The 25522-nt window shown below is 60.0% G+C and carries 25 protein-coding genes; 8 read left to right on the plus strand and 17 right to left on the minus strand.

The window, feature by feature from the left end:
• The first annotated feature begins 12 nt into the window (after positions 1-12).
• Complete coding sequence (locus P0O24_RS02920) at positions 13-546, plus strand: metallophosphoesterase (RefSeq protein WP_316968239.1); 534 nt, start codon at positions 13-15, stop codon at positions 544-546.
• A complete protein-coding gene (locus tag P0O24_RS02925; RefSeq protein WP_316968240.1) occupies positions 543-1055 on the plus strand; it encodes a methylated-DNA--[protein]-cysteine S-methyltransferase in 513 nt (170 codons plus the stop codon). The genes P0O24_RS02920 and P0O24_RS02925 overlap by 4 nt, the downstream gene beginning before the upstream one ends.
• On the opposite strand, the gene P0O24_RS02930 is transcribed toward P0O24_RS02925, so the two are convergent.
• Genes P0O24_RS02930 through P0O24_RS02950 form a run of 5 tightly spaced genes read right to left on the minus strand, consistent with a single transcriptional unit; the run spans position 1052 to position 5097 of the window.
• A complete protein-coding gene (locus P0O24_RS02930; RefSeq protein ID WP_316968241.1) occupies positions 1052-1735 on the minus strand; it encodes an endonuclease V in 684 nt (227 codons plus the stop codon). The two genes, P0O24_RS02925 and P0O24_RS02930, sit on opposite strands and share 4 nt — an antisense overlap.
• Positions 1736-2737, minus strand: a complete 1002-nt coding sequence (locus P0O24_RS02935; RefSeq protein ID WP_316968242.1) for a phosphate signaling complex PhoU family protein — start codon at positions 2735-2737, stop codon at positions 1736-1738.
• A 15-nt stretch (positions 2738-2752) separates the two neighbouring features.
• Positions 2753-3412 carry a phosphate signaling complex protein PhoU gene (gene phoU / locus P0O24_RS02940; RefSeq protein WP_316968243.1) on the minus strand — a complete coding sequence of 220 codons (660 nt, stop codon included), beginning with the start codon at positions 3410-3412 and terminating at the stop codon, positions 2753-2755.
• 25 nt (positions 3413-3437) lie between these two features.
• A complete protein-coding gene (gene pstB, locus P0O24_RS02945) occupies positions 3438-4184 on the minus strand; it encodes a phosphate ABC transporter ATP-binding protein PstB (protein ID WP_316968244.1) in 747 nt (248 codons plus the stop codon).
• A 46-nt stretch (positions 4185-4230) separates the two neighbouring features.
• The gene (locus tag P0O24_RS02950; RefSeq protein WP_316968245.1) at positions 4231-5097 is read right to left on the minus strand and encodes a phosphate ABC transporter substrate-binding protein; all 867 of its coding nucleotides are present in this window, start codon (positions 5095-5097) and stop codon (positions 4231-4233) included.
• Positions 5098-5261: 164 nt separating this feature from the next.
• Between P0O24_RS02950 and thsA the strand changes: the two genes are divergently transcribed.
• The 6 genes from thsA (at position 5262) to P0O24_RS02980 (ending at position 15542) form a co-directional block, all read left to right on the plus strand.
• The gene (gene thsA, locus P0O24_RS02955; RefSeq protein ID WP_316968246.1) at positions 5262-6908 is read left to right on the plus strand and encodes a thermosome subunit alpha; all 1647 of its coding nucleotides are present in this window, start codon (positions 5262-5264) and stop codon (positions 6906-6908) included.
• Positions 6909-7020: 112 nt separating this feature from the next.
• Positions 7021-7590 (plus strand): nucleotide exchange factor GrpE, encoded by a 570-nt coding sequence (locus P0O24_RS02960; protein WP_316968247.1) that lies wholly within the window; start codon positions 7021-7023, stop codon positions 7588-7590.
• Positions 7591-7624: 34 nt separating this feature from the next.
• Complete coding sequence (dnaK, locus tag P0O24_RS02965; RefSeq protein ID WP_316968248.1) at positions 7625-9484, plus strand: molecular chaperone DnaK; 1860 nt, start codon at positions 7625-7627, stop codon at positions 9482-9484.
• 61 nt (positions 9485-9545) lie between these two features.
• Positions 9546-10775: a molecular chaperone DnaJ gene (gene dnaJ / locus P0O24_RS02970; RefSeq protein ID WP_316968249.1), complete on the plus strand. Its 1230-nt coding sequence runs from the start codon at positions 9546-9548 to the stop codon at positions 10773-10775.
• 269 nt (positions 10776-11044) lie between these two features.
• Entirely contained in the window at positions 11045-12940 is a 1896-nt protein-coding gene (locus P0O24_RS02975; RefSeq protein ID WP_316968250.1) for a hypothetical protein, read from the plus strand.
• 55 nt (positions 12941-12995) lie between these two features.
• Entirely contained in the window at positions 12996-15542 is a 2547-nt protein-coding gene (locus P0O24_RS02980) for a carboxypeptidase-like regulatory domain-containing protein (protein ID WP_316968251.1), read from the plus strand.
• Positions 15543-15722: 180 nt separating this feature from the next.
• Here the strand turns inward: P0O24_RS02980 and P0O24_RS02985 are convergent, their stop codons facing one another.
• The 12 genes from P0O24_RS02985 to P0O24_RS03040 all read right to left on the minus strand — a co-directional run bounded on the left by P0O24_RS02985 (position 15723) and on the right by P0O24_RS03040 (position 25445).
• Positions 15723-16013, minus strand: a complete 291-nt coding sequence (locus P0O24_RS02985) for an MTH1187 family thiamine-binding protein (RefSeq protein ID WP_316968252.1) — start codon at positions 16011-16013, stop codon at positions 15723-15725.
• Between the two features lie 50 nt (positions 16014-16063).
• Entirely contained in the window at positions 16064-16705 is a 642-nt protein-coding gene (gene pyrF / locus P0O24_RS02990) for an orotidine-5'-phosphate decarboxylase (protein ID WP_316968253.1), read from the minus strand.
• Positions 16706-16825: 120 nt separating this feature from the next.
• Positions 16826-17632, minus strand: a complete 807-nt coding sequence (locus P0O24_RS02995; RefSeq protein ID WP_316968254.1) for a methyltransferase domain-containing protein — start codon at positions 17630-17632, stop codon at positions 16826-16828.
• 113 nt (positions 17633-17745) lie between these two features.
• Positions 17746-18210, minus strand: a complete 465-nt coding sequence (locus P0O24_RS03000; protein WP_394356673.1) for a nucleoside deaminase — start codon at positions 18208-18210, stop codon at positions 17746-17748.
• Between the two features lie 166 nt (positions 18211-18376).
• The gene (locus tag P0O24_RS03005; RefSeq protein ID WP_316968256.1) at positions 18377-19540 is read right to left on the minus strand and encodes an Acg family FMN-binding oxidoreductase; all 1164 of its coding nucleotides are present in this window, start codon (positions 19538-19540) and stop codon (positions 18377-18379) included.
• Positions 19537-20991, minus strand: coding sequence for a dihydrolipoyl dehydrogenase (locus P0O24_RS03010; RefSeq protein ID WP_316968257.1), 1455 nt, complete (start codon positions 20989-20991; stop codon positions 19537-19539). Before P0O24_RS03010 ends, P0O24_RS03005 begins: the two co-directional genes overlap by 4 nt.
• A 52-nt stretch (positions 20992-21043) precedes the next feature.
• Positions 21044-21190 (minus strand): YHS domain-containing protein, encoded by a 147-nt coding sequence (locus P0O24_RS03015; RefSeq protein ID WP_394356672.1) that lies wholly within the window; start codon positions 21188-21190, stop codon positions 21044-21046.
• A gap of 50 nt (positions 21191-21240) precedes the next feature.
• On the minus strand, positions 21241-23652 hold the full coding sequence (locus tag P0O24_RS03020; RefSeq protein WP_394356674.1) for a heavy metal translocating P-type ATPase: 2412 nt from the start codon (positions 23650-23652) through the stop codon (positions 21241-21243).
• Positions 23653-23725: 73 nt separating this feature from the next.
• Entirely contained in the window at positions 23726-24244 is a 519-nt protein-coding gene (locus tag P0O24_RS03025; RefSeq protein WP_316968260.1) for a ferredoxin-thioredoxin reductase catalytic domain-containing protein, read from the minus strand.
• Positions 24241-24522, minus strand: a complete 282-nt coding sequence (locus P0O24_RS03030) for a glutaredoxin family protein (protein ID WP_316968261.1) — start codon at positions 24520-24522, stop codon at positions 24241-24243. The genes P0O24_RS03025 and P0O24_RS03030 overlap by 4 nt, the downstream gene beginning before the upstream one ends.
• Positions 24523-24662: 140 nt before the next feature.
• On the minus strand, positions 24663-25202 hold the full coding sequence (locus tag P0O24_RS03035; RefSeq protein WP_316968262.1) for a hypothetical protein: 540 nt from the start codon (positions 25200-25202) through the stop codon (positions 24663-24665).
• Between the two features lie 66 nt (positions 25203-25268).
• Positions 25269-25445, minus strand: coding sequence for a hypothetical protein (locus P0O24_RS03040; RefSeq protein WP_316968263.1), 177 nt, complete (start codon positions 25443-25445; stop codon positions 25269-25271).
• Positions 25446-25522: the final 77 nt, after the last annotated feature.

Here is a 25522-nt window from a genome sequence, read left to right on the forward strand (position 1 = left end):
TTTGTGATATCTATGTTGATCGGTCTCATGTCTGACTCTCACGACAACTTTCCCGGCCTCCTGGAGGCGGTGGAGATATTCAAGGAACGGAACGTCGATATGATACTTCATGCAGGGGACGTCATAGCCCCGGGCATGTGCTATGCCTTTGAGGGATGGGAGGGCGAGTTGAAACTCGTCTACGGGAACAACGACGGAGATAGGACCGGACTCAAGCGGGACTTCGGCCGGGTCGGGGGCGAGTTCCTCGACGACTTCGGCGAGATCGAGGCAGACGGCAGGACCATCGCCCTCCTCCACGGGACCTACGAGCCTCTGGTGGCGGGGCTCTTGGAGTCGGGCCTCTACGACGTGGTGGTCCGGGGGCACGACCATCACGTGAACGTCGTTCCCGGAAGAACGCTGATGATCAATCCTGGCGAGGTCTGGGGCCACTTCACAGGCCGAAAGACGGTGGCGATCCTGGACACGAAGTCTCTCGCGACGGAGATCGTGGAGATGGGGTCTCGACCCTCCATCCTGGATATGACCGGAAGGCGGCCGTGACCGGGAGAGAAGAAGGGAGCGATGCCGATCGGAAGGAGGGGATGACGGAAGGGATCTTTCTTGAGCCCCTCGGCTTCTACCTCCTGGTGGAGAGGCACGAAGGCTGGATCGGGGGGATCAGCTTCTCTGCGGAGAGGCCGAAAGTTCCCATGCCTCCGGAGGAGAAAGAGGCGATTCTGAGATGCTGGCTTGGAGGCGAGAAGGTCCCCTGGGACCTCCTCGACCTCTCCGGCCTCACCGAGTTCCAAAGGGAGGTTCTGAGCTTCGTCGCCTCCATCCCTCCCGGCGAGACCCTGACCTATGGGCAGGTGGCCGAAAGGCTGGGCAGACCCAAAGCCGCCAGGGCCGTAGGCTCGGCCCTTGCTGCCAACCCCTTCCCCCTGATCATACCCTGCCACCGGGTGGTGGGATCAAAGGATATTGGGGGCTACAGTCTGGGCGTCGACCTGAAAAAGAGGCTTTTGGAAGTCGAGAAGGAGATCTGCCATTTGAATCTACTTTTGGATTAAAAAGAGAACTCGCCGCTCAAAATTCGGCTCTTCACATCGTTTACATGCTGATGGGCAGCGAAGCACGGCTCTGGAAGCTTGTGGTCCCGCAGATATCGCCGGGCCAGGTCCAGGGCCGACTCGACGGAGACCCCGGTGCCCGGAGCGACCACGATCGGCCTGCACCTCTTTTTGGAGAGGAGGACGTACCCCACCCGTTCGCCCTCGTAGACCAGGGGCGAGGCGTCGCCCACCCGATCGGGCGGATCGAAGGTGCCGCAGAGGACGTTCTTGCTCACGCCTGCGGTGGGGATCTCCAGGGTCACCCCAATGACGCTCGCCAGGCCCGCCCTTCGGGGATGGTTGACCCCGCAGCCGTCGACGAAGAGGATGGTGGGCTTCGCCTCAAGCCGCCTGATCGCCTCGACGGCTGCCGGCCCCTCCCGAAAGGATAGAAGGCCTGGAAGGTAAGGAAAAGAAGTTTCGAGGACCGCCCAGGATTTTGATATCAGCGAAAGAGAGGGGTCTAAGGCGACGGCACCGCTGACCACCATCTCCCTGCCGTCTTCTCTCGATATGAAGGCCTGGTCGACCCCGGCGACCACCTCTTCGGAGAACCGGTCTTCCAGGACGATCTTGGACGCGATCTCGTCCTGGAGCGAATATAAACGCCTCCTCTCCTCGGCGGAGGGCGCAGCCAACTACTTCGCCTCGGGATGGGGTGGTATCTGGCTGAGGTTTATCGCGAGCTCGCCGATGTTCTTGATGTAGTCGAGCATCCGCTCGATGCTGCTGATCACCATCCTCAAAAGGGCTCCCTCGTGCTCTTCAGAGAAGTTGGTGGAGGCGATCATCTGGTTTATCTGCCTTCTCAGCTGCCGGCTCGACTCGATCACCTCGTTCGCCTTTTCGGAGTTGAGCAAGACGAGGGACGATATCGAGTCCTCGACTTGGTCCAACAGCTTGGGGGATATCTGGCCCATCTCCTCGACGATCTCGGCCGGGAGGGTGCAGTCGCACTTCAGGATCATCGCCGCGATCCTGGAGGCGTGGTCTGCCATCCGCTCCAGGTTTGTGGCCGCCCGGGTGTAGTTGAAGGCGGTGATGGGGTCGAGGGACTCCTGCTTCACCGAGCCTGACCGCAGGATCTCGGTGAACTGCCGCGAGACGAGAAGGTAGAGCCGGTCTACGTCGTCGTCCCTCTGGATGACGTCGGCGGCCATCTCCCGGTCGTTGGTCACCATGGCTGTGAGGGCGTCCTGGATCATCGACCGGACCACCGTCTTGATCCTCCGGAGGGCACGTTCGGACTGGAGCTCCTCCGGGTCGATCAGGTCCTGTATCAGAACCTTGTTGACCGTCTCCTCCAGGATCTCGGGGCCGATCAGCTTCTGGACGATCTGGTGAATGTCTCTCTTCTGGTCTGCGGTCATGTGGGATGAGGTGACCTCCATCGTCCTGTACCCTGAGACGTAGCATCCGATGATGTCTCTTATCAGGGGGTCGCCGACCTTCTCGCCGATCTCAAGCCTCGCTACGAGCTCCCTCTCGGACCTGTCGGGGGATAGGACCAGGGCTCCGTTGTCGCTCTGGTTTATGTATATCAGCGAGCCGGGATGGATCTGGTTCTTTACGGCCCAGACCTTGGGAAGAGAGACGATGAAGGTGGACTTTCCCGTCCGTTGCACTTTTCTGGTCTCCATAAAAACCCTGCACTTTCAGTTGAGATGCTCTCTCTTCGCCTCGACCATGTAGATGATGCTCTCGCATATGTTGCATACATGATCTGCGATCCTCTCGAGGTGCTTGTTCACCAGAAGGAGGGGGGTTGCGTCTTCTATGAGGTCGGGGTTTCCGCCGATGATCTTGAGGAGGGTATCCCTCACCTTCTGGTAGAGGGCGTCCACCTCGTAGTCCCACTTGGTCGTCTCCCGGGCGAGGTTTGCATCGTTCTCCTTGAAGGCCCGGTTCGCCTGAAGCAGCATCTCTCTGGATATCTCCGCCATCCTGGGTATGTTCTTGAGGCTCTTGACGTGGACCTTGTTTCTGGAGTGGACTACGATCCTCGATATGTCCACCGCCAGGTCTCCGATCCGCTCGAGATCTACGCCGATCTTGAGGGTGGTGACTATGAGCCGGAGGTCTTTGGCCATCGGCTGCTGAAGGGCCAATAGCTGCATGCAACGCTTCTCGATCCTCAGGTTGAGGTCGTTGATCACCTGGTCGTCCCTTATCACCTCTCGGGCCTTCTCGACATCGTACTCTCTGAGGGCGTCCACCGACTTGGCGACCGCCATATCGACCTCCTCCACCAGCCTCTCCGCGTCCATCTTGAGCTCTTGGAGCTCCCTGTGATAACGCTCTCTATAAGGACTCATCTCTCCCCCTTATCTATAGATGAACTCATCCGAACCTGCCCGTTATGTAATCCTCGGTGCTCTTCTCTTTCGGGTTCTCGAAGATCTCTTTCGTCTCCCCGCACTCGATCAGCTCGCCGAGGAGGAAGTAGGCGGTATGGTCTGAGACCCTGGCTGCCTGCTGCATGTTGTGGGTCACGATCACCTGGGTGTACGACCCCCTCAGCTCGTCCATCAGCTCCTCGATCTTCGCAGTGGATACGGGGTCGAGGGCGCTGCAGGGCTCGTCGAAGAGGATGACGTCCGGCTTCATGGCGAGGGTTCTTGCGATGCAGAGCCTCTGCTGCTGCCCCCCCGAGAGCCCCATGGCGGGTTTATCCAGGCGGTCAGAGACCTCTTCCCAGAGGGCGGCGTCTTTGAGGCTCATCTCTACGATCTTGTCGACGTTCTTCGCTCCGTGGATCCTGGGGCCGTAGGCTATGTTGTCGTAGATGGACATGGGGAAGGGGTTGGGCTTCTGGAAGACCATCCCGATGTTCTTTCGTAGCTCCACCACGTCCATCTCCCTATCATATATGTCGACGCCGTTGTATAGGACTTCGCCATCGATCCTGACGATGTCCACGAGGTCGTTCATCCGGTTCAGACAGCGGATGAAGGTGGACTTCCCGCACCCAGAAGGGCCTATCAGGGCGGTAATATTATTCTCAGGTATCCCTATAGATATATCTTTAAGGGCGTGGTTATCGCCGTACCACAGGTTCAGGTTCTTCGATTCGATCTTGAATGACATTGTACGACCCCATAAATGAGCTCGGGCCCGAAATCGCCGTTCGTATTCATGCAGCTCCTTCTACGCTGGAGGCTGCGACCGGGAAGAAGCCCTCCTCCTCAATTATCCTCTGACCTTCCGGCCCCAGGATGAAATCTATGAACTGGGCCTCGGTCTTGCTCGTCCCGTTCCAGGTGTAGAGGTACAGGGGCCTCGACAGCTTGTAGCTTCGGTCCTTGACGTTTTCGGCCGACGGAGCGATCCCGTCGATGGCGACGGCCCGGAGGTCTCCGGTGGTGGTGTATCCTATTCCCAGGTATCCGATGGCCTTATCGCTCTGGACGATGAGGGTCTTTATCTCGGCGTTCTCCATGGCGTTGACCTCGACCCCCTCGGTCTCGGCTCTGATGCTCCCCATGATCATCTCGTTGAAGGTCTCGCCGGTCCCAGACCCCGGCACTCTGGCGACGGGGAGTATCATCATATCGGGACCGCCGATATATCTCCAGTTATCGATCTCGCCGGAGTATATCTTGGAAACATCTTCAGAAGAGAGCTCCGTCACGCCGGCGTCGTAGACGTCCTTGCTGACGGCTACGGCGATGGCGTCGTAACCTATGAGATGCTCTACGAAATGGTCCCCGAACCTTTCGATTTCGGAGTCCTTGACCTCTCGGGAGGCCATGCCGATATCTGAAAGCCCCGAAGCCACGTCCAGGATGCCCCTCCCAGATCCGCCGCTGCTGACCTGGACCCCGATCTCGTCCTGGGTCATCTTGAACGCCTCCGCGCACCTCTCCGCGGCGGGAAGGACGGTCGTCGAGCCGGTGATCACCAGGTTCTCTCTCCCCTCCCGGTCGACGCATCCCGCCGCCATGAGGAGGAGGGCCGCCGCCAGAACCCGAATCCTTCTTGACTTTTCAGGTTGGTTCAATCGATCAACCTTCATCATACCCTTATATATAGCGTTTTCCTATATAGTCTCTATACTGGATCCCGACTCCCGGACGGTCGGCTTCAGAGCCCGAGGCGGAGTCGCGCAATATTTATATAGAACTTCAAACTGCTGATGACCAGAACGAAAGGGGAGGACTCGATTTGGCGGGCTTAACAAACGCTCCTATACTGATCCTGAAGGAAGGACATACGCGCGAGACCGGAAAGGACGCTCAGCGGAGGAACATCCATGCGGCTAAGGCCGTGGCGGATGTCTTGAAGACGACCCTGGGCCCCAAGGGGATGGACAAGATGATGGTGGACGGCACCGGTGACATAGTCATCACCAACGATGGGGCCACCATCCTCAGAGAGATGGATATCGAGCATCCCGTGGCGAAGATGATCGTAGAGGTTGCCCGGGCACAGGAGGACGAGGTGGGGGACGGGACGACGTCCGCCGTCGTCATCGCCGGAGGGCTCCTTGAGAACGCCGAGGAGCTGATCAACATAGGTGTCCATCCCACAGTTATAGTCATGGGCTATAAGGCGGCCCAGAATAAAGCCTACGAGTTCCTGGAAGAGATGGCGGTGGCAGTCTCAAAGGAAGATCTCGGGGTATTGAAGAAGATTGCCGAGACTGCCATGACCGGGAAGGGGATCGAGATCTTCAAGGACATGCTCTCCGACATATGCATCGACGCCGCAGCGGCTATCGAGGAGGATGGGAAGGTGGACGTCGAGGAGAGGGTCAAATTCGTCAAGATCTCCGGCGGCTCTGTAAAGGAGACGGTCCTCATCCACGGCGTCGTCCTGGACAAGGAGAGGCTCAACCCCGATATGCCGAAGAAGATAGAGGGGGCGAAGATCGCCCTCCTCGACAGCACCCTGGAGCTGAAGAAGCTCTCCACCGACGCCAAGGTTACCATATCCAGCCCCGAAAGCCTCAGCAGCTTCCGAGAGGGGGAGGATGAGGTTCTGAAGGAGAAGGTGGAGGCGATGGCCAAGGTCGGGGCGAACGTCGTCTTCTGCAAGCAGGGTATTGGAGCTTATGCCTCCCGGTACCTCGCCAACTACGGGATCATAGCTGCTAGGAGGGTCAGCGACGAGGATTTGAAGTTTATGGCTCTCGCCACAGGAGGTAAGATCGTCACCGACCCCCTGGAGATGAGGGAAGAGGACCTGGGGGCCGCCGACCTGGTGGGGGAGAAGAAGGTCGGAAAGGAGAAGAAGATGATCTTCGTCGAGGGCTGCCACGGCGCCAGGGCTGTGACGGCGGTCGTCCATGGGTCGAGCGAGCAGCTCCGGGATAACGTCGAGAGGGCTCTCGAAGACGCCCTCTGGTCTGTGGCGACGGTCCTGGAGTCTAAGAAGATCGTCCCTGGGGGCGGGGCACCTGAGATCGAGGTGGCAGAGAGGCTCCGGCAGTACGCCACCACCATCACCGGTAGGGACCAGCTCGCCGTCAGGGCCTTCGCCGACGCCGTCGAGGAGATCCCCGTAAACCTGGCCGAGAACGCTGGTTTCGACTCTATAGACGTTCTGGTCGGCCTCAGATCGAGCCACGGCGCCGGAAATAAGGGATACGGCCTCGATATAAACACCGGCAAGGCCGCCGATATGATGGCCCAGGGCGTCGTCGAGCCGCTGAAGGTCAAGACCCAGGCTATCAAGTCCGGCACCGCCGCCGCCACCCTTGTCCTGCGGGTCGACGACGTCATCGCGGCGAAGGTCGAGGGGCTCAAGCCCAAGCCGGGCCAGAGCCCTCACGACTACACTCGAAGGCCGATGATGCCCCCCATGATGTGAGGGGAGCGGTCGAAGTATGCGGGTCCGAGGGGCGTCGGCCGCCCCTCCGGCCCTGCCGATCATAACTTTCCGTCGATCGTCTTCGGTTCCCCTTGACGATGCGGGGTGGTTTATGAAGTCGAAGCATAGCGAAAAGGTCGACGATCCTTCTGGAAGGAAGGAGAAGAGAATATCGCCGGAGATGGGCTCCAAGCTTGACGAGCCGGTCGAAGGGGCGGAACGTCTGGACCTGGACGAGCTGGGCCCCGAAGAGCTGTTGAGCTGCCTCGAAGAGGCGAACCTTCGGGCGGAAGAGTGTCGGGACCAGCTTCTCCGGTGCAGGGCGGAGCTGGATAACACCATCAAGCGAGCCGCCCGGGAGAAGGAAGCCCTCTCCGGTCGCGCTTCGGAGAGGCTGATATCGAAGCTGTTGCCGGTGATGGACAGCCTCGATCAGGCCGCAAAACAGGTCGAAGGGATGGAGAGGATCAGAAAGCAGCTTCTGGACGTCCTGGGTACCGAGGGGCTCGCCCCCATCGAGGCGGTAGGGGAAAGGTTCGACCCCTACAAACACGAGGCTCTGATGATGGTGGAGTCCGACGAATGCGAAGAGGGGACGGTGACCGAGGAGGTCCTGCGCGGCTACGCCCTCAACTCTCGGGTGATCCGCTTCTCCAAGGTCCTCGTCTCCAAAAAACGGTAAATATTCAATAGTTCGATTTTGAGAAGGTGATAATGTGTCCAAGATCATAGGCATAGACCTGGGAACGAGCAACTCAGCAGCCGCCGTCCTCATCGGCGGAAAGCCGACCATGATCCCCAGCGCCGAGGGGACGAGCATCGTCGCCGGAGGAAAGGCCTTCCCGTCCTACGTCGCCTTCACCAAAGACGGCCAGAGGCTGGTGGGAGAGCCGGCCAGAAGACAGGCGGCGACGAACCCCGACGGGACGATAACGGGGATCAAGCGCAAAATGGGTCAGGATTACAGGGTGGAGGTCTTCGGTAAGTCCTACACCCCCCAGGACATATCCTCCTACATCCTCCGGAAGATCAAGGACGACGCCGAGGCGTTCCTGGGGGAGAAGGTGGAGAAGGCGGTGATCACCGTCCCCGCCTACTTCAACGACAACCAGAGGCAGGCGACCAAAGACGCCGGTACGATCGCCGGCCTCGAGGTGGTCCGGATCATCAACGAGCCGACTGCCGCAGCCCTCGCCTACGGGATGGACAGGGAGGGGGAGGCGACCCTGATGGTCTTCGACTTCGGCGGGGGGACCCTGGACGTCACCATCATGGAGGCGGGAGAGGGGGTCTTCGAGGTGAAGTCTACGAGCGGAGACACCCAGCTCGGAGGCCGGGATATGGACGAGATCCTGACGAACTACGTCGTCGAGAAGTTCCGGCAGGAGTCGGGGGTCGACCTGAAGGGAGACCGGATGGCTATACAGAGGCTGAGGGAGGCGGTGGAGATCGCGAAGATCGAGCTCTCATCGGTCCTCCAGACGACGATCAACCTCCCCTACATCACCGCAGACCAGACCGGTCCCAAACACCTGGACGTCACCGTCACCCGGGCGAAGCTCGAAGAGCTGATAAAGGAGGTCCTGGAGCGATGCCGCGGCCCCATGACCCAGGCGATCCGGGACGCCAAGCTCGACAAGACCAAGATCGACAAGATCGTCCTCGTCGGCGGCCCCACCCGGATGCCCGCAGTCAGAAAGTTCGTCAGCGACTTCATGGGCAAGGAGGCGGAAGGGGGCGTCGACCCCATGGAGTGCGTCGCCATCGGTGCTGCGGTCCAGGGTGGGGTCCTGGGAGGCGAGGTGAAGGACATCCTCCTTCTGGACGTGACTCCCCTCAGCCTGGGGATAGAGACCCTCGGGGGCGTCGCGACGAAGCTGATCGAGAGGAACACCACCATCCCCACAAGAAAGAGCCAGATCTTCACGACGGCCGCCGACAATCAGACCTCCGTCGAGATCCACATCCTCCAGGGGGAGAGGCCCATGGCCAAGGACAACACATCCCTGGGCAGGTTCACCCTCTCGGGGATACCGCCGGCGCCGAGGGGCATACCCCAGATCGAGGTCACCTTCGACATCGACGCCAACGGGATTTTGAACGTCTCTGCCAAGGACCTGGCCACCGGCAAAGAGCAGGCTATCACCATCTCCGCCCCCCACAAGCTCTCCCAGAACGAGATCGAGCGGAAGGTGAGAGAGGCCGAGGAACACGCCTACGAGGACACCAAGAGGAAAGAGGAGATCGAGGCGAAGAACCAGGCCGAGACCCTCGTCTACACCGCCGAGAAGACCCTCAAGGAGGCGGGGGAGGTCGCCACAGCCGATCAGAGGGAGAAGATCGAGAAGGCGATCGAGGAGGCGAAGGAGGCCCTCGCCGACGGAGAGATCGAGAAGATCAAGGAGAAGGCAGAATTGCTCCAGAACGCCATCTACGAGCTGTCGACGGCTATGTACCAGAGGGCGGCAGAGAAGCAACAACAGCAAGAGCAGCAACAAAACCAGCCGACCGGTTCCGGTTCCTCCTCCAGCGAGACTATAGACGCCGATTTCGAGGTCGTCAACGACAAGAAATAAGCTCGATGAAGGTTGAAGGGGTCCCAGAAGATCTTGGATTGAAGGCTGGAGAGGATGATCGGTGGCAGGCAGCAAAAGAGACTACTACGAAGTTCTCGGGGTCGGAAGAGAGGCGGACCCAAAGGAGATCAAGAGCGCTTACCGGAAGCTCGCCCTCAAGTATCATCCCGATCAGTCCCAGGAGCCCGATGCCGAGGAGAGGTTCAAGGAGATCTCCGAGGCCTACGCCGTCCTCTCCGACTCCGACAAGAGGAAGCAGTACGACCAGTTCGGCCATGCCGGGATCGACGGCCGCTACTCCCAGGAGGACCTCTTCAGAGGCGTCGACTTCGAGGACCTCCTCCGGGGCTTCGGCTTTGCCGGGGGGTTTGGCGGCGGCGGGTCCATCTTCGATATGTTCTTCGGAGGCGCTGGCCGGGGCGGCCGCCGAGGGCCCGGACGGGGTCGCGACCTCCGCTACGACCTGGATATGACCCTGGAGGAGGTGGCCTCCGGCCTTGAGACCACCATCGAGGTCCCCCGGATGGAGATCTGCCCTGCCTGCAGCGGGACGGGGGCGAAGCCGGGAACCTCGCCTGTGACCTGCGACCAGTGCCGGGGCGCCGGCCAGGTCACCCGGGTCCAGAAGACCCCCTTCGGCCAGATGATGACCTCCACCACCTGCCCCAAATGCGGCGGGCGGGGGCAGATCGTCTCCGACCCCTGCGCCGAGTGCCGGGGGTCGGGTCGGGTCCGAAAGACGAGGACGATCAGCGTCAAGATCCCCGCCGGGGTCGAGACCGGCCAGCACCTGAGGCTTGGGGGGCAGGGGGAGGCGTCTCCCGACCCCGGCGGTGAACCCGGCGACTTATACGTCTTCGTCAACGTCCGGGCCCACCCCCTCTTCAGGAGGGACGAGGACGACCTCCTCTTCGAGGCGCCCCTCTCCATCACCCAGGCTGCCCTGGGGGCGGACCTGGAGGTTCCGACCCTCGACGGGAAGAGGGCGAGGATAAAGGTCCCTGCAGGGACCCAGACCGGCTCGGTCTTCCGGCTGAAGGGGAAGGGGATCGCACGCCTCCACGGATTCGGCGGCACCGGCGACATGCACGTGAGGGTGAACGTCAAGACCCCCACGAACCTCTCGGGAAGGCAAAAAGAGCTTCTCGAAGAGCTGGCCGCCGAGTTCGGCGAGAGAAAGAGGGAGGCAAAAAGTTCTGAGGATGCTAAAAGTAAGGAGAAGCCCACCGAGAAGAAGGAGAAGGGCTTTATCGGCAAGATCGTGGACGAGGTGAAGGGCGCTGTCCAGTGAGCCTTCCGGGCTAGCCCTTCAGGGCTTGAATCTCTTCTGATTTTTATCCTGGCCAATTGGTTTTCTTTCTCGAATTTGGGCGCGTTCCCATTCCGGCGTTTCATTGCGGCCCATTTCTCTTGTGAATTGAATCGACTTTTTTTCCTGAGCTTTCATCGAAACCAGGGGGTTATTTTTCAAAGCACCAAAAAATGTTTATGTCCAGGAAGTTCATTGATAATTGTCCAAAAAGGACGGTGCTGAGTTTAAGTGTGAGAGGGATGTATAAAATGAAAAGAAGAATGTTATTCGTAATATTGTTATCGTTTTTAATGATTCAGCCGGCGCTTTCACAGGAGAACGTCGTGAGGACGCCGGGCGTTTTGGAGATGGCTGACGTTTCCAGATTGACGGAGGTTCATGGATTAGCAGAAGTAACCGGTGCTGTGGAAATCCCTGAGACCTTAACAGCCTGCAGAGGCGCTTTCTTCTCCTCAGAGGAAGATTTCGTCACTCTGGGTCCTGAACCGGCTGATGGTAACCCCATAATATCCGATGGAGATCTTCTGGGTCCCGGCTGCGTCGTATTCGCTCGCAACCGGGAGTTGTTGGCCGTCTTCAAATCTGAACAAGACCTGGGCCTGGATGCAGCCGACGTCATCGATGCAGGGCGGCGTCTGGTCGCATTCTCTACCGAGCTTGACGACCCCTTGGGTCGATTCACTGCAGGAGATCTGTTGGTCACCAACGGTGCCGTAATCCCAAATAGGGCTCTTTTGGCCAATTTTGAGATCGAGACGAGGGGCGATTTGGGCCTTGACGCCGTCCATTTCGTCGGAGACCTGAACAACATAATACGATTCCTGGATTACGCCCCCGAGGTCAGTCGGGAGGGGTGGTTGGATAACCCCGGGATGTTGCCCCAGATGCTGGAGGAGTACGGGATCGACATATGGTTCTCTACCGAGGGCACAGCTCCAGAGGTCGAGATGCCTCTCTTTATCGATGGCGATCTGCTTTCTGCACAAGGCGGCATAGTGGCGAAGAACTCTCTTCTGCTCTCATCTGCCGTGCCTGCTGGCATCCCCAACCGCGGCGTCGACTTCGGTCTTGACGCTGTGACGGCCGATAGAAGTGGGAACAGACAGCTGATCCATTTCTCCACCGAGATTCTTTATCGAGGCGAGCCTGCTTTCAGCGATGGTGACGTTCTCCTTTTAGGCGATGGCGTCGTCTGCACCAACGAAGATATCACTCATTGCTTTGAGCCCAAGACAAAGGAACTGGGTCTGGATGCCCTATCTCTGGCTTTGGGCAGAGGGGAAAGACCTCCCTGTGGAGCGGCCATCATCCGTGTGGGTGGGATGCCGACAGGAAACATCAACTCCCAGGGATTGGCCAATGGCTGGAGTGCAACTACACCGCCTTTCGAGGCCTTCGACAGCCCCTTTGGAGGATGGGTGGAGATCCTCGGTCTGATGCCCTCCTGTGAAGAGTGCGAAAGGTTCAAAGTGGAGTATGGTGAGTGGTCCAGTCCCACCACGCCACCTGATCCGGACGGCTTCAAGCCTATGACCGATTCCTTCAAGGAGTGGACTTTCGTATGGCCAAGCCTTTGGGTGCGGGTGGACAGGGTTCCAGACTCTGAAGGATGGTTGGGCATAATCTGCGACTCTGACCCTGTGATGGGCGGGTTGTACTATCCCTGGAATACTGGAGGCAAGAATGGTAAGTACAGCCTCAGATTGACTGTAGAAAGTGTGGGCGGCGTCGAGCACGTAAGCTCTCCAGTGGTGGTCGTGATAGACAACACCCCCCCTACTGCAATACTAAACCTTTCGGGCACGCCCAGCTGCGGTGACATAACCATAGGCGATAAAGTCACCGGCGAGATCACCGCCACCGACGAACATTTCTACAGCTACCAGTTGAGTTACAGGTGCGGTCTGCATCCAGCTTGCCCCGGCTCCATCCTGCCGGTCAGGAAGTACGCCGGCGTGAGCGATCAGGGAGATGCCGGTTTGACCTTCACCTGGGATACCTCGGGTCTGCCTCCCTGCGGATACGAGATCCTGCTCGAAGTCTGGGACAGGACGATCGTCAACAATGGCCGTGGTTGGGGTGAGCCCGGCTACGCTCATCGGTCCATAGACTACGACTTCTTCTGCCTTGAGGCAGCAGAATGAAACTTCTTAGATGAGCCGCCTACGCGGCTCTATCTTTTATTCATGGAGGTCGACCATGAGGTTGAAGCTGATACTTGCTGCAAATCTTATCGCTATACTTCTATTCGCTGGGCTAAATTGTAACGCTTTGCCATTTCTGGAAACGCCCACCGTTTCGGATGAGGAGTTAGGTCGTATCCAGGGAACTCTTCAGTCTTCGGCCGCAACCGTCTCGGGCCGAGTGTACGAGGGGGATTTCAGAGATGAGAGCAAGCCTTTCCCCAATGTCAGGGTAGAGCTCTGTTGCTCCAATGACCAAAAAAACCGCGGAAGGGTTGTGGAGTCTGCAACCACAGATGCTAAAGGATGGTACGAGCTGACTCTTCCTTCGGGATGCGAATTTTACGATATAGTGGTTACGGTGCCCGAAGGCTACATTGCAGCAGGAGCTGATAGTGCTGGGGGCGACGTAATTGACGAAAACTGGATCCAGTACGGTTATCCTCTAGATAGATCAGTTCTCACCGGGAATAAGTTCTGGATCAAGAAGTCGGTGCCGGAATTGCCACTGATTCCCTTAAGACCGCTTGTGCCTGTAACTCCACAGGAACCGGAAACGGTGTCGTGTCCCAAAGGCTGCGAATGTATGACCCAGGAGATGGCCAAGGAGAAGTTCGACAAATACGAGCGCTGCTTGCCTGAGATCTGCGGTTACGACGACCTTAGAAGGCCGATGTACTGCTTCAGGCCCGTAGAAGATGTCTCCCCGGAGATCGAGTGTCCCAGAGGCTGCGAATGTATGACCGAGGAGATGGCCAAGGAGGAGTTCGGGAAGTACGAGCGCTGCTCGCCTGAGATATGCGGTTACGACGACCTTAGAAGGCCCATGTACTGCTTCAGGCCCACAGAGTTTCCTCCAGAGACTGAGTGCCCTGAGGGCTGCGAATGCCTCTTGGAAGAAGTCGCAGCCGAGAAGTTCAGAGGATACGAATGGTGCTCTGACGAGGTCTGCGGTTTCAGTGAGGGAAAAGTTCCGAAGTACTGTTTCAGGCCCGTAGAAGATCTTCCTGAGGAGTGTCCCCAGGGCTGCGAGTGCCTGATAGAAGAGGTTGCAGCCGAGAAGTTTGGAAGATACGATTGGTGCTCAGACGAGGTATGTGGTTTCGGTGAGGGAAAAGTTCCGAAGTACTGTTTCAGGCCCGTAGAAGATCTTCCTGAGGAGTGTCCCCAGGGCTGCGAGTGCCTGATAGAAGAGGTTGCAGCCGAGAAGTTTGGAAGATATGAGTGGTGCTCAGACGAGATCTGCGGGTTAAGTGATGCAGGGGTTCCGAAGTACTGCTTCAGACCGGCAGAGCCCGCGCCCGAAGTGCCTCCCGAAAGCTGCGAGCTGTACTTCTCCACAGAAGAAGATTTCATCGCCCAGGGCCCCATACCTCCGGACGGAAACCCCATCATCTCTGATGGCGATCTCCTCGGCCCCGGATGCGTCCTATTCGCCCGCAATCGAGAGCTTCTGGCGGCTTTCAACGTGAATGTCGATCTCGGTCTGGACGCTGTTGACGTAATAGATGCGAAAGGCCGTTTGGTCGGATTCTCCACAGAGCTGGATGATCCGTCGGGCCGATTCGTTGGAGGAGATCTGTTGGCCACCAACGGCCTCGTCATCCCCAACTCTGCGCTTCTGGCCGGATTCGATGTAGCGAGAATAGATCTGGGACTTGATGCCGTTCATTTCGTTGGAGACCCCGAGGACATCGTGATCTTCTTGGACCGATCATCCCAGATGAGCCGGGACGAATGGCTGGAAGATCCGGGCATTCTGCCCGAAATGCTGAGAGAGTACGGGGTCGACATCTGGTTCTCCACGGAAGGGACGCCCTCCTGGACCGGCAATCTCGCCTTCATCGACGGGGATCTGCTTTCTGCGCGAGATGGGATCATTGTTGCCCCGAACTCCATTCTGCTCCCACCATCCGTGCCTGCGGGCATCCCCAATCGTGGTGTCGACTTCGGTCTGGATGCGGCGACGGCAGACAGGAACGGCAACAGAGAACAGATCCGCTTCTCCACCGAGATCCTCTACGAAGGGAAACCTGCCTTCAGCGATGGTGATGTCATCCTCATTGATGACACTGTGACCTGCACCAATTGGGATTTGATTCGCTGCTTTGAGCCCAAAACCAGGGAGCTGGGCTTGGATGCGTTATCCATGGCCCCGAGGGGCGAGCTTGGGCCTCAAACTTGTCACCCGGACCTCCCAGCGCCAGAACTGGTGGTGGCCGGAAAAGAAGATCGCGTTATTGGTGGCAGTGAGTACACCCGGTACGAACTTTTGGTCACCAACTGGAATCTTTATCCGGCCGAGCTCTTTGAAGCCGCGCCCGACCTGCAGCCTTGTGGAACTAACACCGAAGCTTCCAGAACCTGGGTCGACATCCGCGACCAGGATGGCGGCAGGATTTACGGCTTCTGTGCCCTATCGTCTCCTGAGGAGTTGAGGGATCTCTGGTTTGCCGTAGAGCGTGGTGGCGTCCATCCAGAATCGGTTTACGTCACTCTGGCGGATCGGCGCTGTGATGCTGTTTACGTCTCCAACGTGGTCCCCATCCCTCCGTCAGGTTAGGTGTGTCTACACTTCCGGCACGCGATCGAAATTTGGCATTTGGTGGCTTGAGAAAAGGAGGGGAGAGTGGGAGAGAGGAGAAAGGAGAAATGAGAGTGCCCTATTTTGGGCACTTCTCGCTCATCCTTGAGCCTTCAGAGCATCTCATGCTTTTTTCCTATCGATCTCGCCATCTCGGCGCTACTCCTTGATCGCCCCCATCTTCGTCTCGATGGATATCTCCTTGTCCAGTCTGTGGTCGATCTTAATCGATGTTATGATCCTTCCAACCCCCATCCCGGCCAGGACATCATCGGCTTTTTCTACGGCTTTGAAGATCTCGGCCATGGACCCGGCTTCAACGACGGTGCACATGGGACTCGGAACGAACTTGAGACCCGACTCCTTCAGGACCTGGTGGACGGCCCGGACGTATCGGCTGGCGCTCGTCCCCGTACCCATCGTTATCATCGAAAGCTCCGCGACTATCATGGGTGATATATCCGACCGCGGATGATAAAAAAGTTTTTATGAATCCGGGCTCAGCGGATCTCCCTCAGGATGGCGTCCGCCGAGGCCGCGGGGTTGGGCGACTCGGTGATACTCCTTCCGACGATGAGGCTGTCGGCCCCGGCTTTCAGGGCCGCCGAAGGCGATCCGCCCTGGACCCCCACCCCCGGCGAGATGATCGCCCGGTCCCCGACGATAGACCTGATGAGCCTTATCCTCTCGGGCCTGGTGGCAGGGGCGACGACCCCGTCTACGGTGCAGTCCGCCGCCATCCGGGCGAGCCTCTCAGCGGCCGGGCCCATCAGCTCCTCAGCCCCGGGGTGGCTCATCTCCGTTACGGCGAAGACGAGGGCTCCGCCCTCCCGGGCGACGTCGACGCAGGCGGAGAGGCTGTCTTTCCCGACGAAGGCGTGGGCGATGATCCCGGCGGCGCCGGCCTCCAGGACCTGCTCGCAGATGAGGGTGTTGGTGTTGGGGATGTCGGCGATCTTCAGGTCGGCGATCACCGGCGCGATCGAGGCGATCTCTCCAACGACGGAGAGCCCCGCCGCCAGGATGAGGGGGTAGCCGATCTTGACGTAGTCGATTCTGTCCTTGAGAAGGGTGGCGAGGTCGAGGGCTTTCTCTCTATCGAGGACGTCGAGGGCGAGGATGAGGCGAGAGTTTCGGATCATGGGGGTAAGGTGGGACGGTGGGGCTAAATTATCTTTTCGACCTTTAGGCTCATGTGACGGAAGCGACCGGCTCGGCTCCTTCAGTTAATCTGGCTCATCTGCTCGTCCGGCTCATGCGGCTCATCCCTTCTTTCCCGTCGCCTTGAAGAAGGTGTAGCAGAAGACCCCGTCCTCCTCCGCCGTCCGGTACAGGTCGGATACTCCCGAATCGAACTCCTGCTCCTCCATCAGGCCGGCTGCCAGGGCCGAGTCCCGGACCCCCTCGATCATGGCTGCGAAGGTCCTCCGAGTGAACCCGTCCGCCATGGCGGGCCTGGACCCGTCGGCGTAGACCATCCGGGGGGAGACGCTGACCTCGGCAAACCCCGCCCGGACGAGGAGGGGATAAAGCTCCCGGCCTATCATGGCGTTTCCCCCCGCCCGCTCCTGGAGGGTCACCTGGCAGTCGATGGCCCTGTGGGCGGCGGGGCTGTCGGGGTAGAAGTAGGCGGAGCCGTGGTCGCCTTCGATCGCCGTGACCGTCCCGCCGGGCTTTATGAACTCCTTGAGGATGGAGAGGGCCTCGACGGGCCTCGGGAGATGTTCCAAAACGAAGCAGACGAAGAGATGGTCGAAGGTCCCCTTCCGGAAGGGGAGGCTGAAGATGTCCCCCTGGAGGACCCGGACGTTTCCGATCCCTGCGGCCGCCGCCCTCCCCCTCGCCTCCGCGGCGGAGGGGCGGGAGATCTCGAGGGCGATGATCTTCGCCCCGGGGCTATTTTTTGCGAGGGGGAGGGTCTGGGCTCCGACGCCGCAGCCCGCCTCCAGGACGAGGGACCCCGGCGGGTACGAGGTGTCGGAGTGGAGGAGGTCGACGAGGGTCGCCGCCTGGTCCTGGAGGCGGGTGCTCTCGCGGGGGTGGTAGCCGTGGACGTAGGGGTCGGCCATAGTTGGGTCTTTGCCGGGCGGTTTATATCAGGATATCCGATGATTGTAGGCCAAAATTTCAGAGCGGTCGCAGGACATATTCCTTCAATGAAAACTCCATCTAAATTCCCAGTTCAATACACCCTCCTCCCCGGCCTCCTCTCCCACTCCTCCAGAACCTCGATACACCTATCCCGGTCCACGTTCACCATCTCCATCTCCTCGGCCTCCGCCTCGCCCCGGATGACCTGGTAGATCAAGCTGTCGTCGAAGCCGATCCCGGCCACGTCCTCCCGGGTCGTCCCGTAGACGAGCCGCCTGATCCTCGCCCAGAAGATGGCGGCAAAGCACATGGGGCAGGGCTGCGAGGTCGAGTAGATCTCGCAAGTCGAGAGGTCGTAGCGCCCCAAAATCGAGGAGGCCTCCCGGATCGCCAGGATCTCGGCGTGGGCGGTGGGGTCGTTACGCTTCAGGACCTCGTTATGGGCCTTGGAGATGACGACGCCATCCCGGACGACGACGGCGCCGAAGGGGCCGCCGTCGTCGTTCTCAATCCCGGCCCGGGCCTCCTCCAGGGCGAGGGCCAGAAACTCGTTCATCGACCGCGCCTCTTCATCCCTTCCTCCCTTCATCCCTTCCTCCCTTCATCCCTTCCTCCCTTCCTCCCTTCCTCCCTTCTTCATCACTTACTCTATTCATCCCTTCATTCATCCGCCCGGACGGTTGATCCGACCATTTCATCCGGCTTTATATCATCCGGCTACATCATCCGGCTATCAGGTCCATGACGTCCCTTCGGGGGCTGTGGCCGACCGCCTTCTCCGCCTCCCCCATCCTGACGAGCATCTGTATAGTCTCGCCCTCCCCGGCGAACCTCTCGTGGACCTCCAGGTAGAGCGCCCCCATCTCGGGGTACTCCTCCAGGACCTGGCTCACCGGCTGCATGCTGATCCCCATGACGGTCCCGGCGAGCTGGAGCCGCTGGTAGACGATCCCCGCCCTCACCTGGTCGGTTCTGCTGTTTGCGTCGGTGACGATGATGGCGTAGGCGGGGGTCCGCTCCAGCCGCTCCACCTCCCCCTTCCTCCAGGAATCTGCCATCCTCTCATCCCCCAGGGGGATTATGGTGCCAAACCCCTGGACGAGGGCCTGGAGGAGACCGGGCATCCCCTGGGAGTCGAGGGTGAGGCCGTCCCGGTGGAGGTTCTTCTCCCCCTCGTTGATCCTGAAGATCTCCCCGGTCTCCCTCATGGGGCCGGAAAGCTCCGACTCCACCTCAATCCCCCGAACCGCCAGGTCCCGGATCGCCTCCAGGTCGGCCTTCTCCTGGAATATCAGGACGGCAACTCCGGGCTCGCCGCTCAGGTCCAGTAGCTTTTGGACCTCCCCATCGGTCAGGGGCCGGTCGAGGTAAGGGGTCCGGGTCGTCACCCTGTCGAAGATCGCCCCGTACAGAGGCGACCGCCTCGCCTCGCCAGGTACGAGGGCGACCCGGGCGACGGGTCTAGTCTCCATGCTCGATGCCGACCCCTCGGGATCGATCTCCCCCTCAGTGAAGAGGTCGATCTCCGGGGTGAAGCCGAGCTCTTCCGCCCCGATCCTGACGTTCTCCAGGAACGTCCCCTGGCTCACCACGATCTGCCTTGATAGGGGGTCCACCTCCGGGAGAAGCCGCTTGGGATCGACGAAGAGGGTGAAGGCGAGGCCGTCCTCTTCGAGGCGGACCGTCCAGGGCTGGATGTTGTGGGAGCTGGGGGCGAGGAGCCCGAAGGCGACCGTCTGGAGCCTGGGGTCGTCAAACCCCTCATGATACGACCTCTCCCAGGGGTCGAGATACTCTTTTGGATGGTGGATCCCGCCGGCGAAAAGGAGGACTACCAATGCCACCGCCAATAGGATCGCCGATCCGATCAGGGCTTTTCTCATCATAGTTCATCCCTCGTGGAGGCATCGAGAGCCCTGATATCTTGGTCAGAACCCCCTCCAGATCCTCGGGGAATATCTTCCTTCGGCGGCATCAGGTTGGCGAAGGCCCGGCTGACGACCTCGCTCATGGCCGGATGGATCACCAGAGCCCTCCCGATCGGCCCATAGTCCTCGTCCCCGGCGTTCATCAGGTACACGACCTGCTGGACGAGCTCCGCCGCCCCGGTCCCGGCGATGGAGCAGCCCAAAATACGGCCGTCCCCGGCGCTGACGACGACCTTCACCAGGCTTTCCTCCTCTGCCATGGCGTACCCCTTGGTGACGTCGCCGTACTCGGCCCTCCCCACCAGGACCTTATATCCTGCGGCCTTCGCCACCGCATCCGTCATCCCCACCGACCCCACCTGGGGATGTGTGAAGACGGCATGAGGGACTGCGTGGTAGTCCATCTTCTGGCCGGATTGGCCGAAGGCGTTGTTCCAGGCGACCCTCGCCTCGCGGTTGGCGACGTGCCGGAACATATGCTTTCCTATGGCGTCGCCGAAGGCCCATATTCCCTCCCGACTCGTCTCCATCCGGTCGTTCACCACGATCCAGCCGGAGCGGTCGACCTCGACCCCCGTCTTCTCCGGCTTGAGGATGTCGGAGTTGGGTCTCCTCCCCAGGGCGACCATCACCTCCTCGGCGGCGAACTCTCCGACGGCGTCGGCCGCGAGGTCCAGGGCGGAGACGACCTTGCGCCCTCCCACCTTCTCCACCTTCACCGCCTCGTGCCCGGTCCTGACGTCGACGTATCTGGAGAGGCGCCGTTTCACGATCCCGCAGATCTCGGGGTCCTCGTCCTTCAGGAGCAACCGGTTTCTTCCGATGATGGTGACCTTCGTGCCCAGGGCGGAGAAGAAGTGGCCGTACTCCGAGGCGAGGTAACCCCCGCCGAGGATGATGAGGCTCTCGGGGAGACGCTCCAGCGATAGGACGGAGACGTTGTCGATGTACCCCGACTCCGCAAGGCCGGGTATGGGTGGGACCAGCGGCCTCGACCCCGAGGCTATGAAGATCTTGGGGGCGGTGATCGTCTCGCCTCCGATCTTGATCATAAAGTCGCCGACGAACTCCCCCCAGCCCCGGTACCAGTCGAGGTGCTCGTTTTTGGCGGCGGACCTCTCCATCTCGCCTCTTCCTTCGTCGACTATCGCCCGCATCCGCCCCATGATGAGGTCGAAGTCGATCCCCTCGATCCGGGCCTCGACGCCGACGGCATGAGCCGCCTCCAGGGTCCTGATGACGTCCGCAGGATATAAGAGGACCTTCGAGGGGATGCAGCCGTTGTTGAGACACGTCCCTCCCATGGGGCCGCGGTCGACGAGGGCGACCTTCATCCCCGCCCTCGTCCCCCGGGAGACCCCGATCATCCCGGCGCCGGAGCCGACGACTATCAGATCATACTCTTTCATCCGCCTGCCTCCTGTTCTTCCGAAGTCGGATCCGTCTATCCAGTCCGGGACCTCATCCTTTGAGATACCTCTCCGGCTCCTTCTCGAAGGTCCTCTTGCACCCGGGGGCGCAGAAGTAGTAAACGGTCCCTTTGTACTCCGTCTTGAACTTCGCCGTCTTCTCGTCGACGGTCATATTGCATACCGGATCTATCGCCAAAGTTATCATCTCCAGATTTGGTCATCCAAACGATCTTTCCGGGGGTCCCTTCAACCACCGCCCCTCTTGGAAGGGGGGACGTACCCCTTCAGCAGGAGGGAGAGGCTCACCACCGTCACGGAGCTGGCGGCCATGGCGAGCCCCGCAAACTCCGGCCGGAAGGCGATCCCGAAGTTGGGGTAGAGGATGCCGGCTGCAACCGGGATGAGGGCTCCGTTGTAGGCGAAGGCCCAGAAGAGGTTCAGCTTCACCCTCCCCATAACCTTCCGGCTGAGCTCGATCGCCGCCACCGCGTCCATCAGGTCGTCTCTTATGAGGACGATCTCGCCGCTCTCGATCGCCACATCCGTCCCGCTTCCGATGGCGATCCCCACGTCGGCCTGGGCGAGGGCGGGGGCATCGTTGATCCCGTCCCCGACGAAGGCGACGACCTGGCCCTCATCCTGGAGCCTCTTTATCTCTCGGGCCTTATCCGAGGGGAGGACCTCGGCCAAAACCCTATCGATACCGATCTCTTCGGCCACGATCCCGGCATTTCGAGGGTTGTCGCCGGTGATCATCATCACCTCAAAGCCCATCTCCTTCAGCCGGCCGACCGCTTCTCTCGAGTTCTCCTTGAGGGCGTCGGCGACGCCTATGACCCCGACGACCCGGCCAGCGAAGGCGACGAGGAGGGAGGTCTTCCCCTCCTCCTCGATCCGGAGGGCGGCTCCGTCGATCTCCTCGGGGATATCGATCCCCATACCCCGAAGAAATATCCTGTTTCCGACGGCGGCGTCGGTCCCATCGACCCTGCCGAAGACCCCTTTTCCTCCGGAGGCCTCAAAGGAGGCGGCCTCGGGGATGGAGACCCCATGGGAGTTCGCCCTCCTCACCACCGCCTCGGCCAGAGGATGTTCGGACATCGCCTCGATCCCGGCGGCGATCCGGAGCAGCTCCCTCTCTTCGATCCCGAAGGGCAACAGGTCGGTCACCTCGGGCCTGCCCACGGTTAGGGTCCCGGTCTTGTCGAAGACGACGGAGTCGATCTTCTCGGATGCCTCCAGCGCCTCGCCACTCTTCACCAAGACCCCCAGCTCCGCCGCCCTTCCGAGGCCGACGGTGATGGCGGTGGGGCTGGCGAGGCCCAGGGCGCAGGGGCAGGCGACGACGAGGACCGATATGGTGGCGGTGAGGGCGAAGAGGAGGGGGTCTCCGGCGACGAGGTCGGCCAGGACGAAACGCCAGAGGAGGAAGGTGGTGGCCGCTGCCGCCAGGACCGAGGGGATGAAGAAGGTGACGGCTCTATCCGCCACCCTCTGGATCGAGGGCTTCGACCCTTGTGCCTCCTCCACCAGGGATATGATCTGTGCCAAAGCCGTCTTCCGTCCCACCTTTGAAGCCTCAAACCTGATGGCGCCGTTCTTGTTGAGCGTCCCCCCGACTACGGCGTCCCCCTTCTTCTTGAAGACGGGGATAGGCTCGCCTGTTATCATCGACTCGTCGACGTAGCTCTCGCCTTCCAGGACGACCCCGTCGGCGGGGACCTTCTCCCCCGGCCGGACTAGGATCACATCCCCAGCGAGGAGGTCGGCGGCCGCCACCTCCACCTCCCGGCCGTCCCGCAGGACGGTGGCGGTCTTGGGCTGTAGCCCCATCAGCTTCTTTATCGCCTCAGAGGTCCTACCCTTCGCCTTCGTCTCCAGGTACCTGCCCAGAGTCAGGAAGGCGGCGAGGAAGACGGCGGTCTCGTAGTACATGAACTCCGGGGTCAGAAGGACCCCGAAGGTCCCCATGAGGCTCGATATGAAGGCGACCCCTATCCCCATGGAGTACATGACGTCCATCGTCAGGGACCGGTGGCGGAGAGCCAAAAGCCCCGCCGAGAAGATCGGTCGGCTGAGGTAGACGAAGACGGGGGCTGATATGACGAGCATCAGGATCGGCATCGGAACCGGAGTATGGAGGTGGGCCATATCCAGGAGCATCAGGAAGGACCCGACGAAAAAACCGATAAGGATCTTCCGCCTCTCGGCACCGAGGCGCCTCTCCCTCTCCTCCCGTTCCTCCCTCTCGCTCTCTTCGGTCTCCTCTCCCGCCACCCCTCGATACTCGTAGCCCGCCTCCTCGATGGCGGCCCTCATATCGGCGACGGAGGCGACCTTGGAGTTGTAGGCGACCCGGGCCCTCTCAGCGCCGAGGTTGACGCTGACCTCAAATACCCCTTCCACCCCGCCGATCGCCTCCTCCACCGAGGAGACGCAGGACGCACACATCATCCCCCCTATCTTCAGGACGACGGTTTCGGTGACGACAGAGTAACCCGCATCGTTCACCGCCCTCTCCAGGTCCGCGAGGTTCGCCCTGGTGGGGTCGAGGTCGACGGAGGCGGTCTGTGTCCCCAGGTTCACCCTCGCCCCGGATACCCCATCCACCCCGCCGAGCGCCTCTTCGACGGCGGAGGCGCAGGAGGCGCAGGTCATGCCCGAGATCTTCAGATCGGCCCTCTTCAGATCCTCTTCTGCCAAGGTCTTGACCCCCAGTTGCCATGGCGGTTCAGATGAACCGCTCAAACCGGTCCATCTTCGCCTTGCATATGGGACAGATCCCCGGCGGCTCATCTCTTGCGGCGAGGTATCCGCAGACCTTGCACCTCCAGACCGGGTACGTCAGAGAAGAGAGGGTTTCGCTGGCGGGGGCGGAGAAGTCCTTAGCCGTCTTCTCCCTCTCCTCGGGGGACGGTCGCCTCTCGGGGACCGGCGCAAGGTCCCGCTCCCCGGATAATACCTCGTCGGAGACGTAGAGGGCGCAGTAGCAGGCTCCGTAATCGTTCAGGTCCTGGTCCCGATAGTCGCAGGGGCAGATTATGTCCAGGTCGTCGTCTCTGTCTCCGGAGGCGAGCCTGCAGGGGCAGGAATGGTATCCGTACCGCCTCTCGTTCACAATAAGGCCACGCACCAGGTTTCTAGTGAAGTCGAGGTCGGGGTTGAGGTGGTAGCCCATCTCCTCTGCTTCTCTATCCAGCTGAAGGCGGAAAGACTCCACCTCCTCGGGGGAGGGTTCAGAATCGCTCATAGCCTCAGAGCCTCCTTTATCTCCTTCTCCTTGAAACCGATGATGCACTTATCGTCGTCGATGACGGTGGTGGGGAAGGTGGCATTGGGGTTGTGCTGCTTCATCTCTTCAAGGGCGCTCTTTCTATCGTCACCCTTCAGGAGATCGACGTAGACGTAGCTGTACTCCACCCCCAGGTCTGCGAGGAGCTTTTTTGTCTTATTACACCAGACACAGGTGCTGAGGGCGTAAAGAACTATCTTGCCCCGGTTTTTTCCATCGACGCTTTTGAATCCCATCAACTATAACCTCCCTTGCTATTGTTATTACAGATAAGGTGCTGATGAGATTAATAGGTTCTCACAGAGGCGATATCCTATTAGGTCCTCATCTCTCCGACGAAAAAAATATCATCTGGATATCGTCGAAGGATCGCAAGCTAGCAGCTTACTGTGAGAATGTGTACTCTGCCGTCCCCCAGATCTATCCTTCTTGAATCACCAGGTTGCAGGCGCTGATCGTCGATGAGTATCTCGACGCCCGCCATGGCGGGAAGCTCGACCACTGGGCCGTGAGATCCTACGACGCCGATCCGATCTCCAAGGTGCTCGACCTCGACGACGATGGGTGGGATTATCAGGTCCTTGGACTCCCCGGTATGGATGCTGATCCCCAGGGGGGTGTATTCAAGATTTCGATAACAGTTGTTCTCTATGATCAGATTAGGTTGCCCCCCCACTAACTGATCGACCACCGGAGCTCCGCCGATGGAGATGGCGGCGCCGAGGGTGAAGGCCGCAACTCTGGTCATGGCGACTTTTGCGGCGGCGTTCCCCTCCGAGATAGTCTCGGCGAAGCGGAAGGCGAAGGCCATGAGGACCGTCCATCCCACCAGGAAGGCGGTGGCTGCGAGGCTGAAACCCAGGATGAATGATGCTGCGAGGACGAGGATGACGGCGATGATGAAGGCGAGGGTCATGAGGGTCTTTGCCCTGGAGGATATGCGAAAACTCTTGGGGCGCTTCCCGGCAACCTCGGCCCCCGATTAGACGACGGATAGCCAGATGATGACCATCATCTTTTCGGAGGCAGAGAGGCTGGAGATCGTCTCCATTATGAGGTCGACTATCAGTCCCAGAATCCCCGGAAGGAGGGTGTTTTTGAAGGATTCCCTCTCCTCAGACTTTTCCGGCTCTCTACCATCTTTCTTATTTTCAGTCATCTCATCATCCACGAATATTCTTCTTTATATGTTGCTTCAACAGATAGGAAAAACTGTTGAAAATCAGCCTTGGTATA

This window comes from Candidatus Methanocrinis alkalitolerans, assembly GCF_029167205.1.
Lineage (GTDB): Archaea > Halobacteriota > Methanosarcinia > Methanotrichales > Methanotrichaceae > Methanocrinis > Methanocrinis alkalitolerans.

Bases quoted from the DNA above. Each gene is read 5' to 3' on its own strand.
- P0O24_RS02995 (WP_316968254.1), bottom strand. From the start codon at position 17,632: ATGGCCGACCCCTACGTCCACGGCTACCACCCCCGCGAGAGCACCCGC.
- P0O24_RS03005 (WP_316968256.1), bottom strand. From the start codon at position 19,540: ATGATGAGAAAAGCCCTGATCGGATCGGCGATCCTATTGGCGGTGGCA.
- P0O24_RS02975 (WP_316968250.1), top strand. From the start codon at position 11,045: ATGAAAAGAAGAATGTTATTCGTAATATTGTTATCGTTTTTAATGATT.
- pyrF (WP_316968253.1), bottom strand. From the start codon at position 16,705: ATGATCCGAAACTCTCGCCTCATCCTCGCCCTCGACGTCCTCGATAGA.
- P0O24_RS03030 (WP_316968261.1), bottom strand. From the start codon at position 24,522: ATGGGATTCAAAAGCGTCGATGGAAAAAACCGGGGCAAGATAGTTCTT.
- P0O24_RS03040 (WP_316968263.1), bottom strand. From the start codon at position 25,445: ATGACTGAAAATAAGAAAGATGGTAGAGAGCCGGAAAAGTCTGAGGAG.
- P0O24_RS03010 (WP_316968257.1), bottom strand. From the start codon at position 20,991: ATGAAAGAGTATGATCTGATAGTCGTCGGCTCCGGCGCCGGGATGATC.
- P0O24_RS03020 (WP_394356674.1), bottom strand. From the start codon at position 23,652: ATGACCTGCGCCTCCTGCGCCTCCGCCGTCGAAGAGGCGCTCGGCGGG.
- pstB (WP_316968244.1), bottom strand. From the start codon at position 4,184: ATGTCATTCAAGATCGAATCGAAGAACCTGAACCTGTGGTACGGCGAT.
- P0O24_RS02985 (WP_316968252.1), bottom strand. From the start codon at position 16,013: ATGATAGTCGCGGAGCTTTCGATGATAACGATGGGTACGGGGACGAGC.
- phoU (WP_316968243.1), bottom strand. From the start codon at position 3,412: ATGAGTCCTTATAGAGAGCGTTATCACAGGGAGCTCCAAGAGCTCAAG.
- P0O24_RS02980 (WP_316968251.1), top strand. From the start codon at position 12,996: ATGAGGTTGAAGCTGATACTTGCTGCAAATCTTATCGCTATACTTCTA.
- P0O24_RS03000 (WP_394356673.1), bottom strand. From the start codon at position 18,210: ATGAACGAGTTTCTGGCCCTCGCCCTGGAGGAGGCCCGGGCCGGGATT.
- P0O24_RS03035 (WP_316968262.1), bottom strand. From the start codon at position 25,202: ATGACCCTCGCCTTCATCATCGCCGTCATCCTCGTCCTCGCAGCATCA.
- P0O24_RS03025 (WP_316968260.1), bottom strand. From the start codon at position 24,244: ATGAGCGATTCTGAACCCTCCCCCGAGGAGGTGGAGTCTTTCCGCCTT.
- P0O24_RS02960 (WP_316968247.1), top strand. From the start codon at position 7,021: ATGAAGTCGAAGCATAGCGAAAAGGTCGACGATCCTTCTGGAAGGAAG.
- P0O24_RS02935 (WP_316968242.1), bottom strand. From the start codon at position 2,737: ATGGAGACCAGAAAAGTGCAACGGACGGGAAAGTCCACCTTCATCGTC.
- P0O24_RS02920 (WP_316968239.1), top strand. From the start codon at position 13: ATGTTGATCGGTCTCATGTCTGACTCTCACGACAACTTTCCCGGCCTC.